General features: G+C 62.8%; 15 protein-coding genes. 7 read left to right on the forward strand and 8 right to left on the reverse strand.

The window, feature by feature from the left end:
• Positions 1-59: 59 nt before the first annotated feature.
• Positions 60-1,802: an amidohydrolase gene (locus tag NQL71_RS26465; protein ID WP_166619075.1), complete on the reverse strand. Its 1,743-nt coding sequence runs from the start codon at positions 1,800-1,802 to the stop codon at positions 60-62.
• A gap of 103 nt (positions 1,803-1,905) precedes the next feature.
• Here NQL71_RS26465 and NQL71_RS26470 point away from each other — a divergent pair, with 103 nt between their 5' ends.
• The 5 genes from NQL71_RS26470 to NQL71_RS26490 all read left to right on the forward strand — a co-directional run bounded on the left by NQL71_RS26470 (position 1,906) and on the right by NQL71_RS26490 (position 8,665).
• Positions 1,906-2,832 (forward strand): LysR family transcriptional regulator, encoded by a 927-nt coding sequence (locus NQL71_RS26470; protein ID WP_046820189.1) that lies wholly within the window; start codon positions 1,906-1,908, stop codon positions 2,830-2,832.
• 101 nt (positions 2,833-2,933) lie between these two features.
• Entirely contained in the window at positions 2,934-3,551 is a 618-nt protein-coding gene (lexA, locus tag NQL71_RS26475; RefSeq protein WP_046820188.1) for a transcriptional repressor LexA, read from the forward strand.
• Positions 3,551-4,168, forward strand: a complete 618-nt coding sequence (gene imuA, locus NQL71_RS26480; RefSeq protein ID WP_077183218.1) for a translesion DNA synthesis-associated protein ImuA — start codon at positions 3,551-3,553, stop codon at positions 4,166-4,168. Before lexA ends, imuA begins: the two co-directional genes overlap by 1 nt.
• Before the next feature lie 7 nt (positions 4,169-4,175).
• Positions 4,176-5,591, forward strand: a complete 1,416-nt coding sequence (locus NQL71_RS26485) for a Y-family DNA polymerase (protein ID WP_274643608.1) — start codon at positions 4,176-4,178, stop codon at positions 5,589-5,591.
• Positions 5,567-8,665 (forward strand): error-prone DNA polymerase, encoded by a 3,099-nt coding sequence (locus NQL71_RS26490; protein ID WP_274643609.1) that lies wholly within the window; start codon positions 5,567-5,569, stop codon positions 8,663-8,665. Before NQL71_RS26485 ends, NQL71_RS26490 begins: the two co-directional genes overlap by 25 nt.
• Positions 8,666-8,822: 157 nt before the next feature.
• Here the strand turns inward: NQL71_RS26490 and NQL71_RS26495 are convergent, their stop codons facing one another.
• The 7 genes from NQL71_RS26495 to NQL71_RS26525 form a co-directional block, all read right to left on the reverse strand.
• Complete coding sequence (locus tag NQL71_RS26495) at positions 8,823-9,485, reverse strand: flavin reductase family protein (protein WP_046820184.1); 663 nt, start codon at positions 9,483-9,485, stop codon at positions 8,823-8,825.
• Between the two features lie 12 nt (positions 9,486-9,497).
• On the reverse strand, positions 9,498-10,985 hold the full coding sequence (locus NQL71_RS26500) for an amidohydrolase family protein (RefSeq protein WP_274643610.1): 1,488 nt from the start codon (positions 10,983-10,985) through the stop codon (positions 9,498-9,500).
• Positions 10,982-12,178, reverse strand: a complete 1,197-nt coding sequence (locus NQL71_RS26505) for an amidohydrolase family protein (RefSeq protein WP_274643611.1) — start codon at positions 12,176-12,178, stop codon at positions 10,982-10,984. Before NQL71_RS26505 ends, NQL71_RS26500 begins: the two co-directional genes overlap by 4 nt.
• A gap of 140 nt (positions 12,179-12,318) precedes the next feature.
• Complete coding sequence (locus tag NQL71_RS26510; protein WP_274643612.1) at positions 12,319-13,371, reverse strand: extracellular solute-binding protein; 1,053 nt, start codon at positions 13,369-13,371, stop codon at positions 12,319-12,321.
• 17 nt (positions 13,372-13,388) lie between these two features.
• Positions 13,389-14,177, reverse strand: a complete 789-nt coding sequence (locus NQL71_RS26515) for an ABC transporter permease (RefSeq protein WP_046820180.1) — start codon at positions 14,175-14,177, stop codon at positions 13,389-13,391.
• On the reverse strand, positions 14,174-15,091 hold the full coding sequence (locus NQL71_RS26520) for an ABC transporter permease (RefSeq protein ID WP_248686532.1): 918 nt from the start codon (positions 15,089-15,091) through the stop codon (positions 14,174-14,176). Before NQL71_RS26520 ends, NQL71_RS26515 begins: the two co-directional genes overlap by 4 nt.
• A 1-nt stretch (position 15,092) precedes the next feature.
• Entirely contained in the window at positions 15,093-16,178 is a 1,086-nt protein-coding gene (locus NQL71_RS26525; protein WP_274643613.1) for an ABC transporter ATP-binding protein, read from the reverse strand.
• A 140-nt stretch (positions 16,179-16,318) separates the two neighbouring features.
• Between NQL71_RS26525 and NQL71_RS26530 the strand changes: the two genes are divergently transcribed.
• Both NQL71_RS26530 and NQL71_RS26535 read left to right on the forward strand, forming a co-directional pair.
• A complete protein-coding gene (locus tag NQL71_RS26530) occupies positions 16,319-17,008 on the forward strand; it encodes a GntR family transcriptional regulator (protein WP_046820177.1) in 690 nt (229 codons plus the stop codon).
• A gap of 109 nt (positions 17,009-17,117) precedes the next feature.
• Complete coding sequence (locus NQL71_RS26535) at positions 17,118-19,229, forward strand: hybrid sensor histidine kinase/response regulator (protein WP_274643614.1); 2,112 nt, start codon at positions 17,118-17,120, stop codon at positions 19,227-19,229.
• The last annotated feature ends 100 nt before the right edge of the window (positions 19,230-19,329 follow it).

Below are 19,329 nucleotides of genomic sequence, written 5' to 3' on the forward strand. Positions count from 1 at the left end.
GCGCCGGGCCTCGTGCTGTAAAGCACGAGGTCGGGCAGTGGGGGTGTTGCAGTTTTTTGTCAGAGGGTTGCTGCGTAGACCTGCCGACCAGCGAACCAGGTCTGCAGCACTTGGGTGTCGTGCAGGGCTTTTTCGTCGACGCTGAACACATCGCGGTCGACCACGATGAAGTCGGCCTGTTTACCAGCGCTCAGCGAACCGATCTGTTTGTCCAGGCCGATGGTGCGGGCGGCATTGAGGGTGTAGGCGTAGAACATGGTTTCGCGGTCGATCCGCTCTTTGGCGTTGAGCACGCCCAATGGACCGACCCGGGTCATGGCCTGGGCCATGGCGTTGAAGGGGTTGGGCGAGGACACCGGCCAGTCGCTGGCCCCGGAAATGGTCGCGCCCTGTTTGAGCAGCGAGTGCGCCGGGTACTGGTAACGGAACGCGAGGGCACTGACGTAAGGCTTGATCATGTCCGTGGTGTAGTCGTCGGCGCTGGCCCAGAGCAGTTGCATCGAGGCGATGACGTCGAGGGGCTTGAAGCGGGCGAACTCTTTCGGGTTGACGATCTGCAAGTGCGTGATGGAGTGGGTCACGCCGCTCTGCCGGTCCTTGCGCGCCTGGGCGATACCGTTCAGCGATTCACGCACCGCGCGGTCGCCGATGGCGTGGATGTGCACCCGCCAGCCCCGTTGATCGATGGCGCTGACGAGCTCACCAAAGTGCTTCGGATCGATCAGCAATTCCCCCGGTTTGTGCGAGTTGGTGTAGGGGTCGATCATCGCTGCGCTCTGCGCCGGGTACTCGATCACGCCATCGGCGAAAATCTTGATGCCAGGCAACGTCAGGTTGGCAATGCCCTGGAATTGCTGGCGGACCTTGTCCAGGGTGTCGAGGTCGGCGGGAACGCTTTTGCCGTTGGCCACCAGCAGCGCCGCGATGTGGGCGGTCATGCCGCCGCTTTCGGACAGGGCCTTGTACACCGGCAGCACGCCGACGGTTTTCTCCGTGGGCTTGAGGGCGAAGATCGGCTCGCCGGGCGCGGCGTTGGCGGCAGGGTCCATCCATGCGGTGATACCGAGGCTGTTGTTGTAACTCACGGCGGTTTGCGCCGCTTTCAACATGTCGGCGGCACTCGGCGAGGGCATTTTCGACGCCACCCGGTCCCACCCGGCGTCCACCAGGAAGCCGTTGGGGCTGCCATCGGCCAGTGTGCCGATGGTGCCTTTCTCGGCGTCCGGCAGGGTTTTGAGCAGCGCCGAATCGACGCCGGCGCGCTTGAGCATCACGTTGTTGGCCCAGGCCGTGTGGTGGTCGCTGCCGGTAAACACCACCGGTACGTTGGCCCATTCGCCGCTGTTGAATTTCTTCGCCATGGCTTCGGCCTGGGCCCAGTAAGCCGAGCTCATGCCGGCCACGCTGAGGACATCGCCGTGCCTGGCCTTGCCGTCGTCACGCCAGGCGCGCAGGCGTTTTTCCAGTTCGTCGAGTTCGACCACTTCATCTTCCATATTGGCCGAAACCATTTCCAGGCCACCGAAAATCGCGTGGGAGTGGCTGTCGATCAGGCCGGGCATCAGGGTCTTGCCGCCCAGGTCGATAACCTGGGTTCCTGACTCGATCAACGCCTTGATCTGTGCGTCGCTACCTACTTGCAGCACTTTGCCGTCCTGTACCGCCAGCGCCTGGACCTTGGGCTGGTTGCGGTCGGCGGTGAAGATCTTGCCGTTGAACAGCACCAGGTCGGTCGCTGCCATGGCTTCCAGGGAGGCAAAACTGACTGCCACCATCAACAGATTCGGGATGAATCTTTTCATTGAATGTTTCCTTGTTATTGCGTCTGATGGCCAGATTAGTGGCTTGCCGTGCTCGGCAGAACGCCTCGCTGACGAAAAACGTTTTTGCCTGGATGGAAAAAGAATGGACAAGCTGGGTGCACTGAAAATGTTCGTGGTCACGGCGCAGCTGGGCAGTTTCAGCCGCGCCGCCGAGCAATTGGGCAAGACCCCGTCGGCCCTGACCAAAGCGGTCAATCACCTGGAGGCGGAACTCGGTGCGCGCTTGTTCGAGCGCAGTACCCGGCGGATTTCACTCACCGAATCCGGTCGGCTCTACCTGGAAACCGCGCGCCAGGTGTTGCAGCGACTGGACGAGGCCGGCGAGGAAATCGAGCAGCTGCAGCATGGTTTGCGCGGCAGCCTGAAAATCACCGCGCCGCTGGCCTATGGGCAGGCCTTTCTCGATCAGGTGTGTGGCGGTTTTCTTGAGCAGTACCCGCAAATCAACCTGCAGGTGGACTTGTGCGACGAGTTCGTCAATTTGCTGGAGAGCGGCTACGACCTGGCCTTGCGCGAAGGGCATGACGACCTGCCGGGGTTGATCGCACGGGTGGTCGGCAGCAATTGCCTGGCGCTGTGTGCCAGCCCGGCATACCTCGAACGCAAGGGGCGGGCGGTCAACCCGCAAACCCTCGACGAGCATGAATGGTTGCTGTATCGCCATCCGTTGCTCAGCCGCGAATTCTGGTGGGTCGAACGCGACGGCCAACGCCTGAGCCTGCCGCAGCCCCAGGCCCCGCGCCTGCGCAGCGACAACTACGACCTGCTGTTGGCCAATGCCCTGGCCGGGCGTGGTTTGTTGCACACACCGTTGTGGAGCGCGGCGCCGTACATCGCCGATGGGCGCCTGGTGCGGTTGATGGCCGACTACGACATCGACCCTGACAGCTTCGGCCCGCACATCCTGGCGGTGTACCCCAGCCATCGGCGCGCCACGGCCAAGGTGCTGGCGTTCATCGATTACATCGCAGGGTTTCTGGGGGACCGTGGCTTGGGCGATGGTCGTTAACGATAACGCGTGTTTTCTGGCTGAACAGCGGCGCTGTGAAGTACATCGCGAGCCAGCTTGCTCCTACAGGCGCTTGTCAGATAAATCCAACAGGAGTACAAATGTACTCCATGACGACTCTGACTCCCCGCCGTACCGCCATCCTGACCTTTATTCGCGAGCGCATCGCCGAACACGGTCAGTCCCCAAGCCTCGCTGAGATCAGCGAAGCGTTCGGTTTCGCCTCCCGCAGCGTGGCGCGCAAGCATGTGCTGGCGCTGACTGAAGCCGGGTTCATCGAGGTCAACCCGAATCAGGCCCGGGGCATACGCTTGCTCGGCCAGCCGCCGCGTCCCGAGTTGCTGGACATCCCGGTGCTCGGTCGGGTGGCGGCCGGTGCGCCCATTGGTGCCGATGCCGAGGTCCATAGCCGCTTGCTGTTCGATCCGTCGATGTTCTCGCGGGTGCCGGACTACATGCTGCGCGTGCGCGGCGACTCGATGATCGAAGACGGCATTCTCGACGGCGACCTGGTGGGCGTGCACCGCAGCCCCGAGGCCGTTAATGGCCAGATCGTCGTGGCGCGGCTCGACGGCGAAGTCACCATCAAGCGCTTCGAGCGGGTTGGCGACCGGGTTCGCCTGTTGCCACGCAACCCGGCCTATCAGCCGATCATCGTGGAAGCCGATCGGGACCTGGCCATCGAAGGGGTGTTCTGCGGACTGGTGAGGCAAGGCTGATGGGTGCCGTCGTAGCGCTTGATACGCTGTTCAATGGCGGCCAGGTCTGGAGAGGCCGACCTGCGCCGCCGGCGGCCAGCCCGCAACCCACCGGGCATGCCGCGCTGGATGCGGCGCTGCCCACGGGCGGCTGGCCGGAAGCGGCCCTGACGGAAATCCTCCTGGCCGGGCAGGGCGTCGGCGAGTTGCAACTGGTCTGGCCGGCGCTGGCGCGGTTGTCGGCGGCAGGCGAGCGCATCGTCCTGGTGGCGCCGCCCTATGTGCCATATCCCCAGGCCTGGCAGAACGCCGGGGTCGATCTGCGTCAGTTGTCGATCATCCAGGCCAGTGAGCGCGATGCGCTGTGGGCGGCGGAACAATGCCTGCGTTCGGGCAGCTGCGGCGCAGTGCTGTGCTGGCCGCACAAGGCCGACGACCGCGCCTTGCGCCGCCTGCAGGTAGCCGCGGAAACCGGCTCGACCCTGGCGTTCGCCTATCGCTCGCTCAGTGAATCGGTCAACCCGTCGCCCGCGGCCCTGCGCATCGCCATCGATGCCAAGCCTGCCCAATTGCGGGTGCTCAAGTGCCGTGGCGGTTTGGCTCGTTCGGCACCGATTGCCTTCGCCGTGGGGCATTGAGGTTGCCATGCGCTGGGTGTGTATTCTGTTCCCGCAATTGGCGCTGGATGCGGTACTGCGCCAGCGCGCCAACCCTGAAGAGCCGCTGGCGCTGCTGACCGGCCCGGCCCAGCGTCGGGTGCTGCAGGCGGTCAATGGCCCGGCACGGGCGCTGGGCTTGCGTCCCGGCCAGTCCATGAGTGCCGCCCAGGCCTTGAGCAAGGGCTTTGCCACCGCGGAGTACGACGTCGCCGACATCGAACACTGGCAGCAATTCCTCGCCGCCTGGGCCTATCGGTTCAGCTCCCAGGTCAGCGTGCATTACCCGCGGGCGCTAGTCTTCGAAATCGAGTCCAGCCTGGGCCTGTTCGGCGCCTGGCCGCAATTTGAGGCGCGCTTGCGCAGCGAACTCGGCGAGCTGGGGTTTCGTCACCGCATCGTTGCCGCGCCCAACCCAGTGGCGGCGCGGATGCTGGCCAACGCCCACGATGGCCTGGTGGTGCCCGACGAACAAGCCCTGCAGCATCACCTCGGGCAATTGCCGGTCGATCGCATTGGGCTTGCGGCCAGCGTCGCCACGGCGTTGTCGCGCATGGGCCTGCGCACCTTGAGCCAGGTGCAGGCGTTGCCCCGGCATAGCCTGGCCCGGCGTTTCGAGGCCCAGGTGCTCAAGCACCTGGATACCTTGCTGGGGACACGCCGTCTGGCCCTGGCGTTCTACCTGCCGCCGGACCGTTTCGATGTGCGCATCGAGCTCAATTTCGATGTGCATTCCCATCAGGCCTTGCTGTTTCCGCTTCGTCGATTGACCGGTGACCTGTCCGCCTTCCTTTGCGGTCGGGACAGCGGTGTGCAGCGTTTCGACCTGCACCTGGAACACGCCGGGCTGCCAGACACGCTGATCAAAGTTGGCCTGCTCAGCGCCGAACGCGATCCGGCCATGTTGTTCGAGCTGGCCCGGGGACGGCTGGAGCAAGTCCAGGTCGAGGCCCCGGTACGCGGTTTTCGTCTGCGTGCCGAAGACTTGCCAACCTTCGTTCCACAGTTTCAGGAGCTGTTCGACGATCGCCCACAGCAGACCTTGCCCTGGGAGCAACTGCGCGAGCGCCTGCGCGCACGGCTGGGGGATGATGCGGTGCATGGCCTGCGCTTTCAGGCCGATCACCGGCCCGAGTGCGCGTGGCAGGCCAGTGCCGACCACCAGCCCAGTGCGGCCTTGCCAACCGTGCAGCGACCGGGCTGGTTGCTGACCGAGCCGCTGGCGGTGCACGTAGGCTCTGCCCGCATCCTCATGGGCCCGGAACGGATCGAGTCCGGTTGGTGGGACGGCGACGACGTGCGCCGCGACTACTACCTGATCGAAATCCGCGCCGGCCAGCAGGGTTGGGCTTATCGCTCGGTGGGCGAGGATGGACCATTGTGGCTGCAGGGCTGGTTCGCATGAGCATCCAATACGCCGAGCTGCACTGCCTGTCGAACTTCAGTTTCCAGCGCGGTGCTTCCAGTGCCCTCGAGCTGTTCCAGCGGGCGAAAAAACAGGGCTATCAGGCCCTGGCGATTACCGACGAATGCACCCTGGCCGGCATCGTCCGCGCCTGGCAGGCAGCGAAGTCCGTGGAGCTGGCGTTGATCATCGGCAGTGAAATGCGCATCGAAAATGGTCCGAAACTGGTATTGCTGGTGGAAAATCTCGAGGGTTACCAGACGCTGTGCCGGCTGATCACCCGAGCCCGACGCCGTACGAAGAAAGGTCAGTATCAAGTGCTGCGCGAAGACTTCGGCGAACCCTTGCCAGGGCTGTTGGCACTGTGGGTGCCGGACGCGGTCGATGCTGTTGAACAGGGTCACTGGTTGCAGCAAGTCTTCGCCGACCGCCTGTGGCTGGCGGTCCAGTTGCATCGCGGCCAGGACGATGCCCGGCGACTGAACGATCTCCTGGCGTTGGCCAGGGAACTGCGCATCCCGGCGGTGGCCAGCGGCGATGTGCACATGCACGCGCGCGGCCGCCGTGCCCTGCAGGACACCATGACCGCGATTCGTCATCACCTGCCGGTGGCCGATGCCGGGCTGCGCCTGCACCCCAACGGCGAGCGGCACCTGCGCGATCTCGATGCACTGCGCGAGCTCTATCCGCCAGCCTTGCTCGACGAAACCCTGAACATTGCCCGGCGCTGCACCTTTGACCTTGGCCAGTTGCGTTATCAGTATCCGCGCGAGCTGGTACCGGATGGACACAACGCCGCGTCCTGGCTGAGGGAATTGACCGAGCGCGGTATTCGCGAGCGCTGGCCCCAGGGGGCGAGCGAGAAAGTGCGCGGGCTGATCGACAAGGAACTGGGGCTGATCGCCGAGCTGGGTTATGAGAGTTACTTCCTCACCGTCCAGGACATCGTCGCTTTCGCCCGGCGCGAAAAAATTCTCTGCCAGGGCCGCGGTTCGGCGGCCAACTCGGCGGTGTGTTTCGCCTTGGGCATCACCGAGATCGACCCCGACCGGATGAACATGCTGTTTGAACGCTTTCTTTCCAAGGAGCGTGACGAGCCGCCGGACATCGATGTGGACTTCGAGCACGAACGCCGCGAAGAAGTCCTGCAGTATGTGTTCCAGCGTTATGGCCGGACCCGCGCGGCGTTGACCGCCGTGGTCAGCACCTACCACGCGGCCGGCGCCGTGCGCGATGTGGCCAAGGCCTTGGGTCTGCCGCCGGACCAGATCAATGCCCTGGCCGATTGCTGTGGTCACTGGAGTGATGAAACCCCGCCGGTGGAGCGCTTGCGTGAGGGCGGTTTCGATCCCGAAAGTCCGGTGCTGCGCCGGGTATTGAGTTTGACCCAACAGTTGATCGGTTTCCCCCGGCACCTGTCCCAGCACCCCGGCGGCTTTGTGATTTCCGAGCACCCCCTGGACAGCCTGGTGCCGGTGGAAAACGCCGCGATGGCCGAGCGCACCATCATCCAGTGGGACAAGGACGATCTGGACGCGGTCGGCCTGCTCAAGGTCGATATCCTCGCGCTGGGCATGCTCAGCGCGATTCGTCGTTGTCTGGATTTGCTGCGCCGTCATCGCAACCTGGACTTGAGCCTGGCGACGATCCCCTCCGAGGACTCGCTGACCTACGACATGATTGGCCGCGCCGACACCATCGGCGTATTCCAGATCGAGTCCAGGGCACAGATGTCGATGCTGCCCAGGCTCAAACCGCGCAAATTCTATGACCTGGTGATCGAGGTGGCCATCGTCCGTCCCGGGCCGATCCAGGGCGGCATGGTGCACCCGTATCTGCGCCGGCGAAATAAAGAAGAGCTGGAAAGCTACCCCTCCGAAGAGTTGCGCGAGGTGTTGAAACGCACCTTGGGCGTGCCGCTGTTCCAGGAACAGGTGATGCAGATCGCCATCGTTGCCGCCAACTACAGCCCCGGCGAAGCCGATCAGTTGCGCCGATCCATGGCCGCCTGGAAACGCCATGGCGGGCTGGAGCCCCATAAGGATCGCCTGGCCGCCGGGATGAAGAAAAAAGGCTACAGCGCCGAATTCGCCGCGCAGATCTTCGAGCAGATCAAAGGCTTCGGCAGCTACGGTTTTCCCGAATCCCACGCCGCCAGTTTTGCCTTGCTGACGTACGCCAGTTGCTGGTTGAAATGCCACGAACCGGCGGCCTTCGCTTGCGCGCTGATCAACAGTTGGCCCATGGGTTTCTACAGCCCGGACCAGATTCTGCAGGACGCACGCCGTCACCATTTGCAGATTCGCCCGGTTGACGTGCGGGCCAGCGACTGGGATTGCAGCCTGGAACCCATTGCCGGCGCGCAACCGGCGATTCGCATGGGTTTGCGCATGATCAAGGGCTTTCGCGAGGAGGATGCCCGGCGTATCGAGGCGGCACGTTCGAAAGGCGCGTTTTCCGACATTGCCGACCTCGGCGAACGGGCGCGCCTGGATGCCCGCGCCCAGGAGCAACTGGCCGATGCCGGCGCATTGCGTGGGCTTGCCGGTGACCGGCATCGGGCGCGCTGGGCAGTGGCGGGGGTGGAAAAACAGCTCGGCCTGTTTGCCGGCTTGCCCCGTCAGGAGGAAGACATGGTGGCGCTGCCCAAACCCACGGTGGGTGAGGACCTGCAGGCTGATTACAACAGCCTGGGCACTACCCTCGGGCCGCATCCGCTGGCCTTGTTGCGCGGTGAGCTGAAAGCCCGGCGCTGCCGCAGTTCCAGGGAATTGCTTGATCTCGAGCACGGGCGACCGATCAGCGTCGCCGGGCTGGTAACCGGTCGGCAACGGCCCAGCACCGCCAGCGGCGTGACCTTCGTCACCCTGGAAGACGAGTTCGGCAACGTCAACGTGGTGGTCTGGCGCAATCTGGCCGAGCGTCATCGCAAGGTGCTGGTCGGCTCACAGTTGCTCAAGGTCGATGGGCGCTGGGAGAAGGAGGGAGAAGTCCGACACCTGATTGCCGGACGCTTGAGCGACCTGAGCCCACTGCTCGACGGCATCACCGTGCGCAGCCGCGATTTCCACTGACCTGTGGCGAAGTGTTGCCTCCAATGTTTGTCATTTGAAATGGAAAACCTGTGGGAGCGAGCCTGCTCGCGATGGCGGTCTGACATTCAACATCGACGGTGTCTGATCGACCGCTTTCGCGAGCAGGCTCGCTCCCACAGGGTTATGTGTTGGCTGATTACTTGGTGATAGGCCAGAAGCGTTCGCCACCGCCTGGTGCATCGGTCCAGGCCTGCAACGAACGGGTTGGCAGGTCGAAATAATCCCGCGTGCGCGCATACCCATGCCCGCCCATGCGCCCGATCGCATCAAGGCCGAGCTGATCGATGTACAGGGTTTTCGGATCGATCAATTCATCCCGTACATGGGCCATCAATACTTCGCCAAAGATGATCTCCCGTGACTGGCCGATGGACAACGCCATCATCCGTCGGCATTCCAGGGCCACCGGCGCCTCGCCGATTCGTGGGCATTTGACCGTGGTGCCGGGGATGGCGGTGAGGCCAGCGGCGGTCAACTCGTCGAAACCCGGGGCAAAGGGCACGGCACAGACATTCATGGCTTCCACCAGGGCATCGCTGACGATGTTCACGGTGAATTCCTGGTTGAGCTGGATATTGCGCGTGGTGTCCTTGGGGCTCTGGTCGCCGTAGTTTTCCACGCCCAGCGCGAGGATCGGCGGATCGGCCGACAGCGCATTGAAGAAACTGAACGGCGCGGCATTGACGCGGCCTTCAGCGTCGACGGTGGTGACCAGGGCAATCGGCCTTGGCACCACGCTGCCGATCAGGATCTTGTATTTGTCGCGCGCACTCAGCGTGCTGAAATCGAAGCTTTGCATAGGCAGCATTCTCTAAAGGAGTGGATCGATGGCGCAGAGCGGCGCCTGTGCGCTGTAGTCGTCGGCGAACGGGATGGCCGGCTGGAACAGGGTCTTCCAGTCCGGTTGGCCGAAGGCGCGGTCGCTGTGGCTGCGCATCAGTTTTTCGAATTGCCATTGGGCCTGGCGTTGCAGGGCGGTGTAGTCGACACCTTGGACCTGACCGTCCTGCATCACGCAGCGGCCGTCGATGAAGCTGGCGATGCAATCGTCACCGCGCCCTGCCAGGACCAGGTTCTTCAACGGGTCGAACAGCGGCCCCAGGTGCAGGCCGCGCAGGCTGAATACGCTGATGTCGGCCTTGGCCCCCGGCGCCAGGCGCCCGAGATCGTCGCGGCCCAGGGCCTTGGCGCCGCCGAGGGTGGCGGCGTTATACATATCCAGGGTGCTGGTCAGTGCATTGCCGCCTTCCATCAAGCGCGCGATGTTCAAGCCCTGGCGCATGTTGTCCAGCAGGTCCGCCGGCCAGGTGTCGGTGCCCAGGGCGAAGTTGATGCCCTTGGCGCGATAGCGACCAAACGAGTTCAGCGCCTCACCGTCCCGGGCAAAAACTACCGGGCAATGCACCAGGCTGGCGCCGCCCTCGACCACACGCTGCAGATCATCATCGCCACGGGTGTAGATGCCATGGGGCAACAGGCTGCGCGGGGTCAGCAGGCCCAGCTCTGCAAGCCAAGCCAACGGCGAAAGACCGCGCAGGTTTTCAACCATCGCCACCTCGCCGAGCCCCTGGCAGCAATGCAAACGCATCGGCGCGTTGAGTTCGCGGCTCAGCGCGGCGGTGCGTTGCAACAGCGCCGGCGTACACGTCTGGATGCGATCCGGCAGCAGCGCGCCGCGAATCAGGCCGTCATGAGCGCCTTCGAAATCCTTGAAAAACCGCTCGGCCGCCTCGAGCCCCGCCATGCCCCGGGCTTCGTCCCAGTGATGGGCCAGCGTGCCGTCGGCCTGCCAGTAGCTCATGCCGCTCATGTAGCAGGGGCCCAGATAAGTCCGAAGCCCCAACTCGGCTGCCACACCGGCCACCGCGGCAAATTCGTCGTAGGTTTCCGCCCACTCGCGGTAGTACATCGAGGTGATCGGCATGGCCGTGGTGATGCCATTGCGGATCAACTGGGTGAAGGCGTAGCGGTATTTGAAGACTTCCTCGTCGGGGCTGTAGGTTTCCCGTGGGCCGCGCGCCAGATACTGCGCCGACCACATGCGGCCCATGTCCCGCTCTTCGCCGTTGTCCAGGGTCAGCACCGTGGAATCCAGGTCTCCCAGTGCATCCAGATCGATGAAGCCGGGGCCGATCAGCGCGTTGCCGTAGTCGAGCCACTGATCCACCTGCCCGCGGTAATCACGCCCGACAAACACAATGTGCGAGCCCTCGAACACCACTTCGCCATCGCGCCACAGCACATGCTGCGCGCCGTCGAAGCCGACCACGCAGCTGGCCCGCAAGCCGATGCGTTTCACAGGCGGCTTTCCAGCAAACGACCGCTGGAAGCGATCAATTGCCCGCCGCGATAAACCTGGCGAACCGGTCGCGAAACCACGGCTTCGCCCAAGGTTTGCACAGGCATCAACAGGAAGTCCGCTGGCCGGCCAATCTCCAGGCCATAACCTTCACAACCCAACGCCCGGGCACCATTGACCGTTGCCGCTTCAAACGCCGCCGCCAGTTCGTCGTCCTTGTTCAAGTCAAAGCGCAACGCCAGCAGCATTGCCCGTTCCAGCATGTCGCCGTTGCCCATGGGCGACCAGGCGTCGCGAATACCGTCCGAGCCCAGGCAGACGTTGACACCGGCATCGCGCAACGCCAGGAACGGCGGCACCGCGCAATCGGCCGGCGCCGAACTCATCAGCGAAATACCCAGCGCCGCCAGCCGTTCGGCAACAGGCTTGACCTGGCTCCAGGGCACCATGCCCAGGCAATAGGCATGGCTGATCATCACCCGGCCTTGCAGTGCGAAGCGCTCGGTGTAGTCGGCGATCAGCGCGATCTGCCACAGGCCAAGCTCGCCCTTGTCGTGCAGGTGAATGTCGACCCCACGATCGAACTCGCTGGCCAGTTTGAACACAAAGTCGAGTTGCGCGACCGGATCGTTGTCGATGCCACACGGGTCCAGGCCACCGACGTTTTCAACGCCCAGTGCCATGGCTTCGCGCATCAGCTCGGCGGTGCCGGGGCGGCTGATCAGGCCGGTTTGCGGAAACACCACCAGTTGCAGGTCGATCAGGTCGCGGTATGTTTCCCGCAGTTGCTGCATGGCTTCGACATGACGCAGGCCGAATTCCGGATCGATGTCGACGTGGCAGCGCATCGTCAGCGAACCACGGGCGATGCAGTTTTCCAGCAGGGCACCGGCCCGTTGCGCAATAGGGGCGGTGACTTCGCGCAGGATGCGCCGTTCGTTGGCGATGTAGTCCTTGAGGGTGGGGCCTGCACTGTTCGGGCGCCAGGGTTGGCCCCAGAGGGTTTTGTCCAGGTGCACGTGGCTTTCCACCAGGGCGGGGGTGAGCAGGTGGTTCTGGCCGTCGATGTCGGTGACTCGCAACTCGGTGGTCGAGGCGGGGCGACGTTGGGTGAAGCGGCCGTTTTCGATCAGCAGGTCTTCGGCGGGGGCGCCGTAGGGGCGCACGTTGCGTAGCCAGCGGGGTTGGTTCATTGCAAGCCTCAATTTCAAAGGTGTCTGGGCGGGCCTCTTCGCTGGCAAACCAGCTCCTACAGTTGAACGTCGCCGTTCACAAGATCCCTGTAGGAGCTGGCTTGCCAGCGAAGGCCGCACTACGGTTTCAAGTGAGCCGATCAGCCCTTGAGCTTCGCCCAAATGCGGTCCTGCAGCTCCCGCGCCTTGTTGCTGCATTCCTTCTCCGGGCGCAGGCGCGAGGCGAATTCATCGGGCATGTTGATGGCGTCCATCACCCGCCATTTGGCGTCGATCAACGTGTCGCTCTGGATGCCGTTGGCGTAGGCGATGGCGTTGGACACGGCGGCGGCGTTTTCCGGTTTCATCATCCAGTCGATGAAGATCTTTGCGTTACCGGGGTGCGGCGCACTTTTCGGCACGGCGAAGTTGTCCTGGAACATCGCCAGGCCTTCCTTCGGGTACACGTATTTGATCGTGCTCTTCTGCAAGGTGGCCCGCGCTGTAGAACCGTTCCAGTTCTGCATCATGATCACTTCACCGCTGGCCATGCGGTCGACGGTGTTGTCCGAGCTGTACATCTTCAGGAAGGGTTTCTGCTTTTGCAGCAGTTCGAGGATGCGCTTGGCGTCCTGGGGGTTTTCGCTGCATTCATCGACATTCAGGTAGTGACTGGCGGCGTTGATCACGCTGCTGGATGTATCGAGGGCGGCGAGTTGGCCTTGCAGTTCCTTGCGCGGTTCGAAGAACTCTTTCCATGAGTCGTCCAGTTTGCCGCCGGGCACGCGGGCACTGTCATAGGAAAACCCGGTGGTCCCCCACAAGTACGGTGCCGAGAACTTGCGGCCAGGGTCGAAACTCGGGTCGCGGAACGCCGGCTTGACGTGCTGGAAGTTGGGCAGGGCCGAGGCATCGATTTGCAGCAGCAGGTCCTGGTTGATCAGGGTGCGCATGATCGATTGCGACGGCACGATCACGTCGTACGCCGCGCCACCGGCCTGCAACTTGGCCAGCAGGGTTTCGTTGCTGTCGTAGCCGTCCATGGTGACCTTGATCCCGGTCTCTTTTTCGAACTTGGCCAGCAGGTCGACCGGGTAGTAGTCGGTCCAGTTATAGAAGAACAGTTCCTTGGGCTCGGCAGCCTGGGCGCTGAACGCAGTGAAGCAACTCAAGGCCAGGCTGGCAACGGCGAAACGCATGCTTTTCACTTTCATGGGCGAACACTCCAGGCTTATTGTTGTTTGCCGCGCTGTCCCAGCCAGAAGGCCAGCACCACCAGCACGATGGAAATCACCAGCATCAGGGTCGAGATCGCATTGATCTCCGGCGTCACGCCGGCCTTGATCGCGGAGAAGATGTACACCGGCAGGGTGGTCGAACCGGGGCCGGCGACGAAGAAGGTCATGATGAAATCGTCGAGGCTGACCACGAACGCCAGCACTGAACCGGACAGCACCGCCGGCCACAACAGCGGCAGCGTGACCCGGCGGAACACTTGCCACGGGTTGGCGTACAGATCGTTCGCCGCTTCCAGCAGGCTCTTGTCCAGGTCATTGAGCCGTGCGCGAATCGGCAGGTAGGCGAAGGGAATGCAGAAGCCGATGTGCGCGACGATCACCGTCAGCAACCCGAGCTTGATCCCCAGCGCCATGAACAGCAGCAGGGTCGCCACGGCGGTGACGATCTCCGGCAGGATCAGCGGCAGGTTGATTCCGCCTTCGACCATCTTCTGCCCATAGAACGGCCGGTAGGTCGCCAGTGCCGCCAGCAGCGCAATCGCCGTGGCACAGACCGTGGCGATGCTGGCGACGATGATCGAGTTCAGCGCGGCGGTCTGGATCGAGGGGTTGGCCAGGATCCGCCCGTACCAGGCGAACGAGAACTCGGTCCACACCGTCGCCGAACGGTTGGCGTTGAAGCTGTAGGCGATCAGTACGAAGATCGGCAGGTACAGGTAGGCCAGGATCAGCAGGCTGACTTCCCGGGTCACTGGCAATTTTTTCAAGTGCAGGGCGATCATGCGGTCTCACCTCGACGAAGCGTTTTGGCGCAGCTGCGGCTATAGAGGGCGTACAGCACCAGGGACAGCAGTAGAATCCCCAACAGCAGGAACGACAGCGAACTGCCCAGTGGCCAATTGCGCGCGGTGCCGAACTGTTGCTGGATCAGGTTGCCGATCATCAGCGTCTTGCCGCCGCCAAGAATCGCCGGGGTGATGAAGGCACCGAGGCTCGGCACGAACACCAGCAGGGAACCGGCGATCACCCCCGGCATCGACAGCGGCAGAATGATCCGCCGCAGCGCGTGCCAGCGGTTGGCCCCCAGGTCATAGGCGGCTTCCACCAGGCGCCAGTCGAGTTTTTCCAGGGTCGAGTAGATCGGCAGGATCATGAACGGCAGGAAGCTGTAGACCAGCCCGACGCTGACCGCGAAGTCGTTGTAGAGCAGGGTGATGCCGCCGGCCTGGGGGAACAGCGCGTTGAGGCTCTGGGCGACCCAGCCCTGTTCGCGCAGGATGATCAGCCAGGCGTAGTTGCGGATCAAAAGGTTGGTCCAGAACGGGATGGTGATCAGCAGCACCATCAGGTTGCGCCGCCGCGGGGTCAGGCTCGACATCCATAGCGCCACCGGAAAGCCGAACAGGAAACACAACAGCGTGGTGCCACCGGCCTGGAACACCGAGCGGATCAGCGCCTGGGCGTAGACCCAGTTCAGCTCCATTTCACCGTCGAAACCTTCCTGGAAAAACAGCTGCACATAACTTTGCAATTGCCAGTCTGCCTGCCAGTCGACGCCGCCATAGACGTTGCGCGGCAACAGGCTGATGTAGCCCATGATGCCCAACGGAATGGCGATCAGGGCCAGCAGGGTCAGGACCACCGGGCTGAGCAACAGCGCACGGTTGAGGGCTGGGGAAGTGCTGCTGACGCTCATCTCAGGCCTCCATCAACAGGCAGGCGTGGGGTGGCAGGTTGACCGCGACTCGGTCGCCGACCCCGCGATTGCGGTTCAGGCCTTCATTGTTCTCGCGCAGCATGACCTTGATGTCGTTGTTCAAGCGGCATTGATAGAGCGTGGCCGTGCCCACATACAGCACGGCTTCGATCACGCCGCGCAGGTGATGCGGTTGTGTTGGATCGACCAGCTGCGAGCGTTCCGGGCGAAACGCCAGTTGCACCTTGCTGCCGTCGAAGCCTTGGGCCGGGCAGGGGATTTCAACCGGCATGCCGTTGGGCACGAAGAGCTTTTCATTCTGCTGGCCACGTTTGATATGGCCGGGAAGGAAGTTGATGTCGCCGATGAACTGGGCAACAAACTGATGTTGCGGGCGTTCGTAGATATCGTTGGGTGTGCCGATCTGCAGGATCTTGCCGGCGGACATCACGGCGATGCGATCGGACAGGGTCAGGGCTTCTTCCTGGTCGTGGGTGACGAAGATGAAGGTGATGCCGGCTTCTTTTTGCACGCGCTTGAGTTCAACCTGCATTTCCTTGCGCAGCTTGAGGTCCAGCGCCGACAGCGGCTCATCCAGCAACAGCACCTTGGGTTTCGGCGCCAGGGCCCGGGCCAGGGCCACGCGCTGCTGCTGGCCGCCGGACAGTTCGGCGGGTTTGCGCTTGGCCAGGTGTTGCATTTGCACCAGCGCCAGCATCTCATCGACCCGTTGCGGGATCAGCTTGCGATCAAGACCCTGCATCTCGAGGCCGAAGGCGATATTCTGCGCGACAGTCATGTGCGGAAACAGCGCGTAGCTCTGGAACACCGTGTTGACCCGACGCTTGAACGGCGGCAGATCGTTGACCGGTTCGCCCGCCAGGCGAATCTCGCCTTCGCTGACGTGCTCGAAGCCGGCGATGGTGCGCAGCAGGGTGGTCTTGCCGCAGCCGGAGGGGCCGAGCAGGGTAAAGAATTCGTTGTCGGCGATGTCGACGGACACATTGTCCAGGGCTGGCGCCAGCCCGGGATCGTCGGAATATCGCTTGGAGACGTTTCGCACTTCAATTGCAACTGGATGACCCATAATGGTGCATTCCTCTAATTATTGTATGCAAAATCTGGATGCAATTTAGAAATACCCGGATTAACCTGCTTGTGCAACCCCCTTTTTCAAGGCTGTTCATTCGCCTGGGGCGGGTTGCGTAGCGCTCAAGGAGTCATCGAATGGCGGAAAAGAAACTGGAAACCACGGTCGACCGCGTCTACCAAGGGGTTTACGAGGCAATCAGCAAACGCTCGCTGCGTCCGGGCATGAAGCTGGGCGAGGCGTCGTTGGCCGAACTTTTCAATGTCAGCCGCACCTCCGTGCGTGCCGCGCTCAAGCAACTGGAAGCCGATGGACTGGTCACCACCGAGCCCAATAAAGGGGCATCGGTGTCGCTGCCGAGCGACGAAGAGATCCGTTCATTGTTCGAAACCCGGCGCCTGGTCGAGATCGGCATCGTCAGCGAACTGTGTCGCCGGCGCGATACGGCGGTGACCCGGGATCTGCGCGATCACCTGCTGCTGGAGGACGAGGCGCATCGCAACGGTGACCATGAACGCTTGATCCACCTGCTTGGCGAGTTCCACATCAAACTGGCGCGCAGCCTGAACAACCCGGTGTTGCTCGACTGGTTCCAGAAGCTGATCTCCCGTGCCTCGCTGTACGCCGCCGCGCTGGACGACGACAGCCACGAAGCCTGCCGCGACGACGAACATCTGCGGTTGATCGAGTACATCGAGGCGGGCAACCAGAGCGCAGCGATCGAGCTGACCTGTATTCATTTGAACGGGATCGAGAAGGCGATCCTGGATGTGGCGGCCACGTTGAAAACGGGGTATCACCCGCTCAAGCATTTGATTGAGGTGTAATCTTTCCCGGCGGCGTCAATTTCTCGAATCAGCTATACCTCTATGAAACCATTGCCATCCGCGATGCTCGAATCAAACGGGTGCAATTACCGGGACGCAGAGCCAGTCGATGCAGTTTCTAGAAGATAGCCACGGGTGTGCTGGCTGGAACGGCGAAATGGCCGAGCGTATTCGTGCGTTCGACTGGAGCCGGACCGAGCTGGGCAACCTTGATTCCTGGCCCAGAAGCCTGAACAGTTCGGTGCAGTTGATGCTCGCCTCGCCGCTGCCGATGGTGATGCTGTGGGGGCGGCCCGGCTACATGATCTACAACGACGCCTATTCGAAGTTTGCCGGCGGACGCCATCCCTATCTGTTGGGTTCTCCGGTAGAACTGGGCTGGCCGGAAGTGGCTGAGTTCAATCGGCATGTGGTCGATACCTGCCTGGCCGGCGGCACCTTGGCCTACCGTGGTAAAGAGTTGGTGCTGCTCAGGGACGGCGTCCCCGAAGACGTCTGGCTGGACCTTTATTACAGCCCGGTGGCTGACGATGACGGCAAGCCCGCCGGGGTCATGGCGATGGTCGTCGAGACGACGGAGCGTGTGATTTCCGAACGCCGCCGCCAGGCGGCCGAAGATGCCTATCGCGCCGATAACGAGCGAGTACGCCTGGCGCTGAATGCCGGCGCCTTGCTCGGGTCATTTGTCTGGGACGTCAAGGCCAATGTGCTGAGCGGCGATGAGCGTTTCGCCCGGACCTTTTCCTACCCCGCCGAGCAAAACCTCGCCGACCTGCCATCGGAAATCGCCGAAGCGCGGATTCATCCCGATGACCTCGGCTGGATGCAGGAACAGGTCCGGCAATCAGTGGCAACCGGCGAACCTTTCAACGCCGAATACCGGGTGCTGCGCGCCGATGGCAGTTACCGTTGGGTACTCGCCAGTGGCTGCTGCGAGTTTAACGAGCAGGGCGAACCGTTTCGTTTCCCCGGGGTGCTGATCGACATCCATGAACGCAAGACCGCCGAAGAATCCTTGCTCAGGTTCACCCGCAATCTGGAGCAGCGAGTCGCCGACGAAGTCGAAGCGCGCCTGACGGCGGAAGAGCAATTGCGTCAATCACAGAAACTCGAAGCCATTGGTGGCCTGACGGGGGGCGTGGCCCATGACTTCAATAACCTGCTGCAAGTGATCGCCGGCAACCTGCATTTGCTGGCCCGGCATGAGCCGCAGAACGCCAATGTCCAGCGCCGGGTGGCGGCGTCGATTGCCGCCGTCGAGCGCGGGGCAAAATTGTCTTCGCAATTGCTCGCGTTTGCCCGGCGCCAGCCTTTGTCCCCGGCGATCTGCAGGCCTCAACAGATATTCGACGGCCTGGGTGAGCTGTTGCAGCGTGCGCTGGGCGAAACCATCCACGTCCAGATGAGCGCTTCACCGGATTCCTGGCAGGTCTTCGTCGATCGCAATCAACTGGAAAACGCCATTCTCAACCTGGCGATCAATGCCCGTGACGCCATGAAGGGGGAGGGGACCATCGAGCTGAGCGCCGAGAACATCTACCTTGACCAAGGATTTTGCGCTGGCAAGGGCATCGTCGCCGGCGACTATGTGCGGGTGTCGGTGGCGGACAGCGGTGCAGGCATGCCGCCGCAGGTGCTCGCCCAGGCGTTCGAGCCTTTTTTCACCACCAAGCCCGATGGCCAGGGCACGGGGCTGGGCTTGAGCATGGTGTTCGGTTTCGTCAAGCAGAGTGGCGGGCATATCGAGATGTCCAGCATCGTTGGGCAGGGCACTCGGGTGCAGATGTACTTTCCGCGCAGCCTGCGTTCGATGGACGGTGAAACGCCCCGTGCCGATGTGCCGCATAAGGGTGCCAACGAGCGCATCCTGGTGGTCGAGGACAATGAAGCGGTGCGCGTTTCAACGGTAGAGTTGCTGCGCGAAGAAGGTTATCAGGTGCTCACCGCCGCCAATGCCGACGTTGCCATGCAGATGTTGCTGGAGGGCGCGGTGGTGGACCTGATTTTCACTGACGTGGTCATGCCCGGCCTGATAAAAAGCTCGGATCTGGCGGCATGGGCCAAGGTGCAGAATCCCGCGGTGGCGGTGTTGTTCACCTCGGGCCACACCCGGGACATCATCTCGCGCAACCACCAGCTCAGCCCGGATACCCATTTGCTGAGCAAGCCCTATGGGCCGCAAGCGCTGACGCAGATGATTCGTACCGTACTCAACGGCTGAACACAACCTGTAGGAGCTGGCTTGCCAGCGAAGGCGTGGGATCAGCCCATTGGTACATTGACTGCGAAGCCGCTTTCGCTGGCAAGCCAGCTCCTACAGT

Origin of the sequence: Pseudomonas serbica (genome assembly GCF_028823535.1) — a bacterium.
GTDB lineage: Bacteria > Pseudomonadota > Gammaproteobacteria > Pseudomonadales > Pseudomonadaceae > Aquipseudomonas > Aquipseudomonas serbica.

Bases quoted from the DNA above. Each gene is read 5' to 3' on its own strand.
- NQL71_RS26465 (WP_166619075.1), bottom strand. From the start codon at position 1,802: ATGAAAAGATTCATCCCGAATCTGTTGATGGTGGCAGTCAGTTTTGCC.
- NQL71_RS26470 (WP_046820189.1), top strand. From the start codon at position 1,906: ATGGACAAGCTGGGTGCACTGAAAATGTTCGTGGTCACGGCGCAGCTG.
- lexA (WP_046820188.1), top strand. From the start codon at position 2,934: ATGTACTCCATGACGACTCTGACTCCCCGCCGTACCGCCATCCTGACC.
- imuA (WP_077183218.1), top strand. From the start codon at position 3,551: ATGGGTGCCGTCGTAGCGCTTGATACGCTGTTCAATGGCGGCCAGGTC.
- NQL71_RS26485 (WP_274643608.1), top strand. From the start codon at position 4,176: ATGCGCTGGGTGTGTATTCTGTTCCCGCAATTGGCGCTGGATGCGGTA.
- NQL71_RS26495 (WP_046820184.1), bottom strand. From the start codon at position 9,485: ATGCAAAGCTTCGATTTCAGCACGCTGAGTGCGCGCGACAAATACAAG.
- NQL71_RS26505 (WP_274643611.1), bottom strand. From the start codon at position 12,178: ATGAACCAACCCCGCTGGCTACGCAACGTGCGCCCCTACGGCGCCCCC.
- NQL71_RS26510 (WP_274643612.1), bottom strand. From the start codon at position 13,371: ATGAAAGTGAAAAGCATGCGTTTCGCCGTTGCCAGCCTGGCCTTGAGT.
- NQL71_RS26515 (WP_046820180.1), bottom strand. From the start codon at position 14,177: ATGATCGCCCTGCACTTGAAAAAATTGCCAGTGACCCGGGAAGTCAGC.
- NQL71_RS26520 (WP_248686532.1), bottom strand. From the start codon at position 15,091: ATGAGCGTCAGCAGCACTTCCCCAGCCCTCAACCGTGCGCTGTTGCTC.
- NQL71_RS26525 (WP_274643613.1), bottom strand. From the start codon at position 16,178: ATGGGTCATCCAGTTGCAATTGAAGTGCGAAACGTCTCCAAGCGATAT.
- NQL71_RS26530 (WP_046820177.1), top strand. From the start codon at position 16,319: ATGGCGGAAAAGAAACTGGAAACCACGGTCGACCGCGTCTACCAAGGG.
- NQL71_RS26535 (WP_274643614.1), top strand. From the start codon at position 17,118: ATGCAGTTTCTAGAAGATAGCCACGGGTGTGCTGGCTGGAACGGCGAA.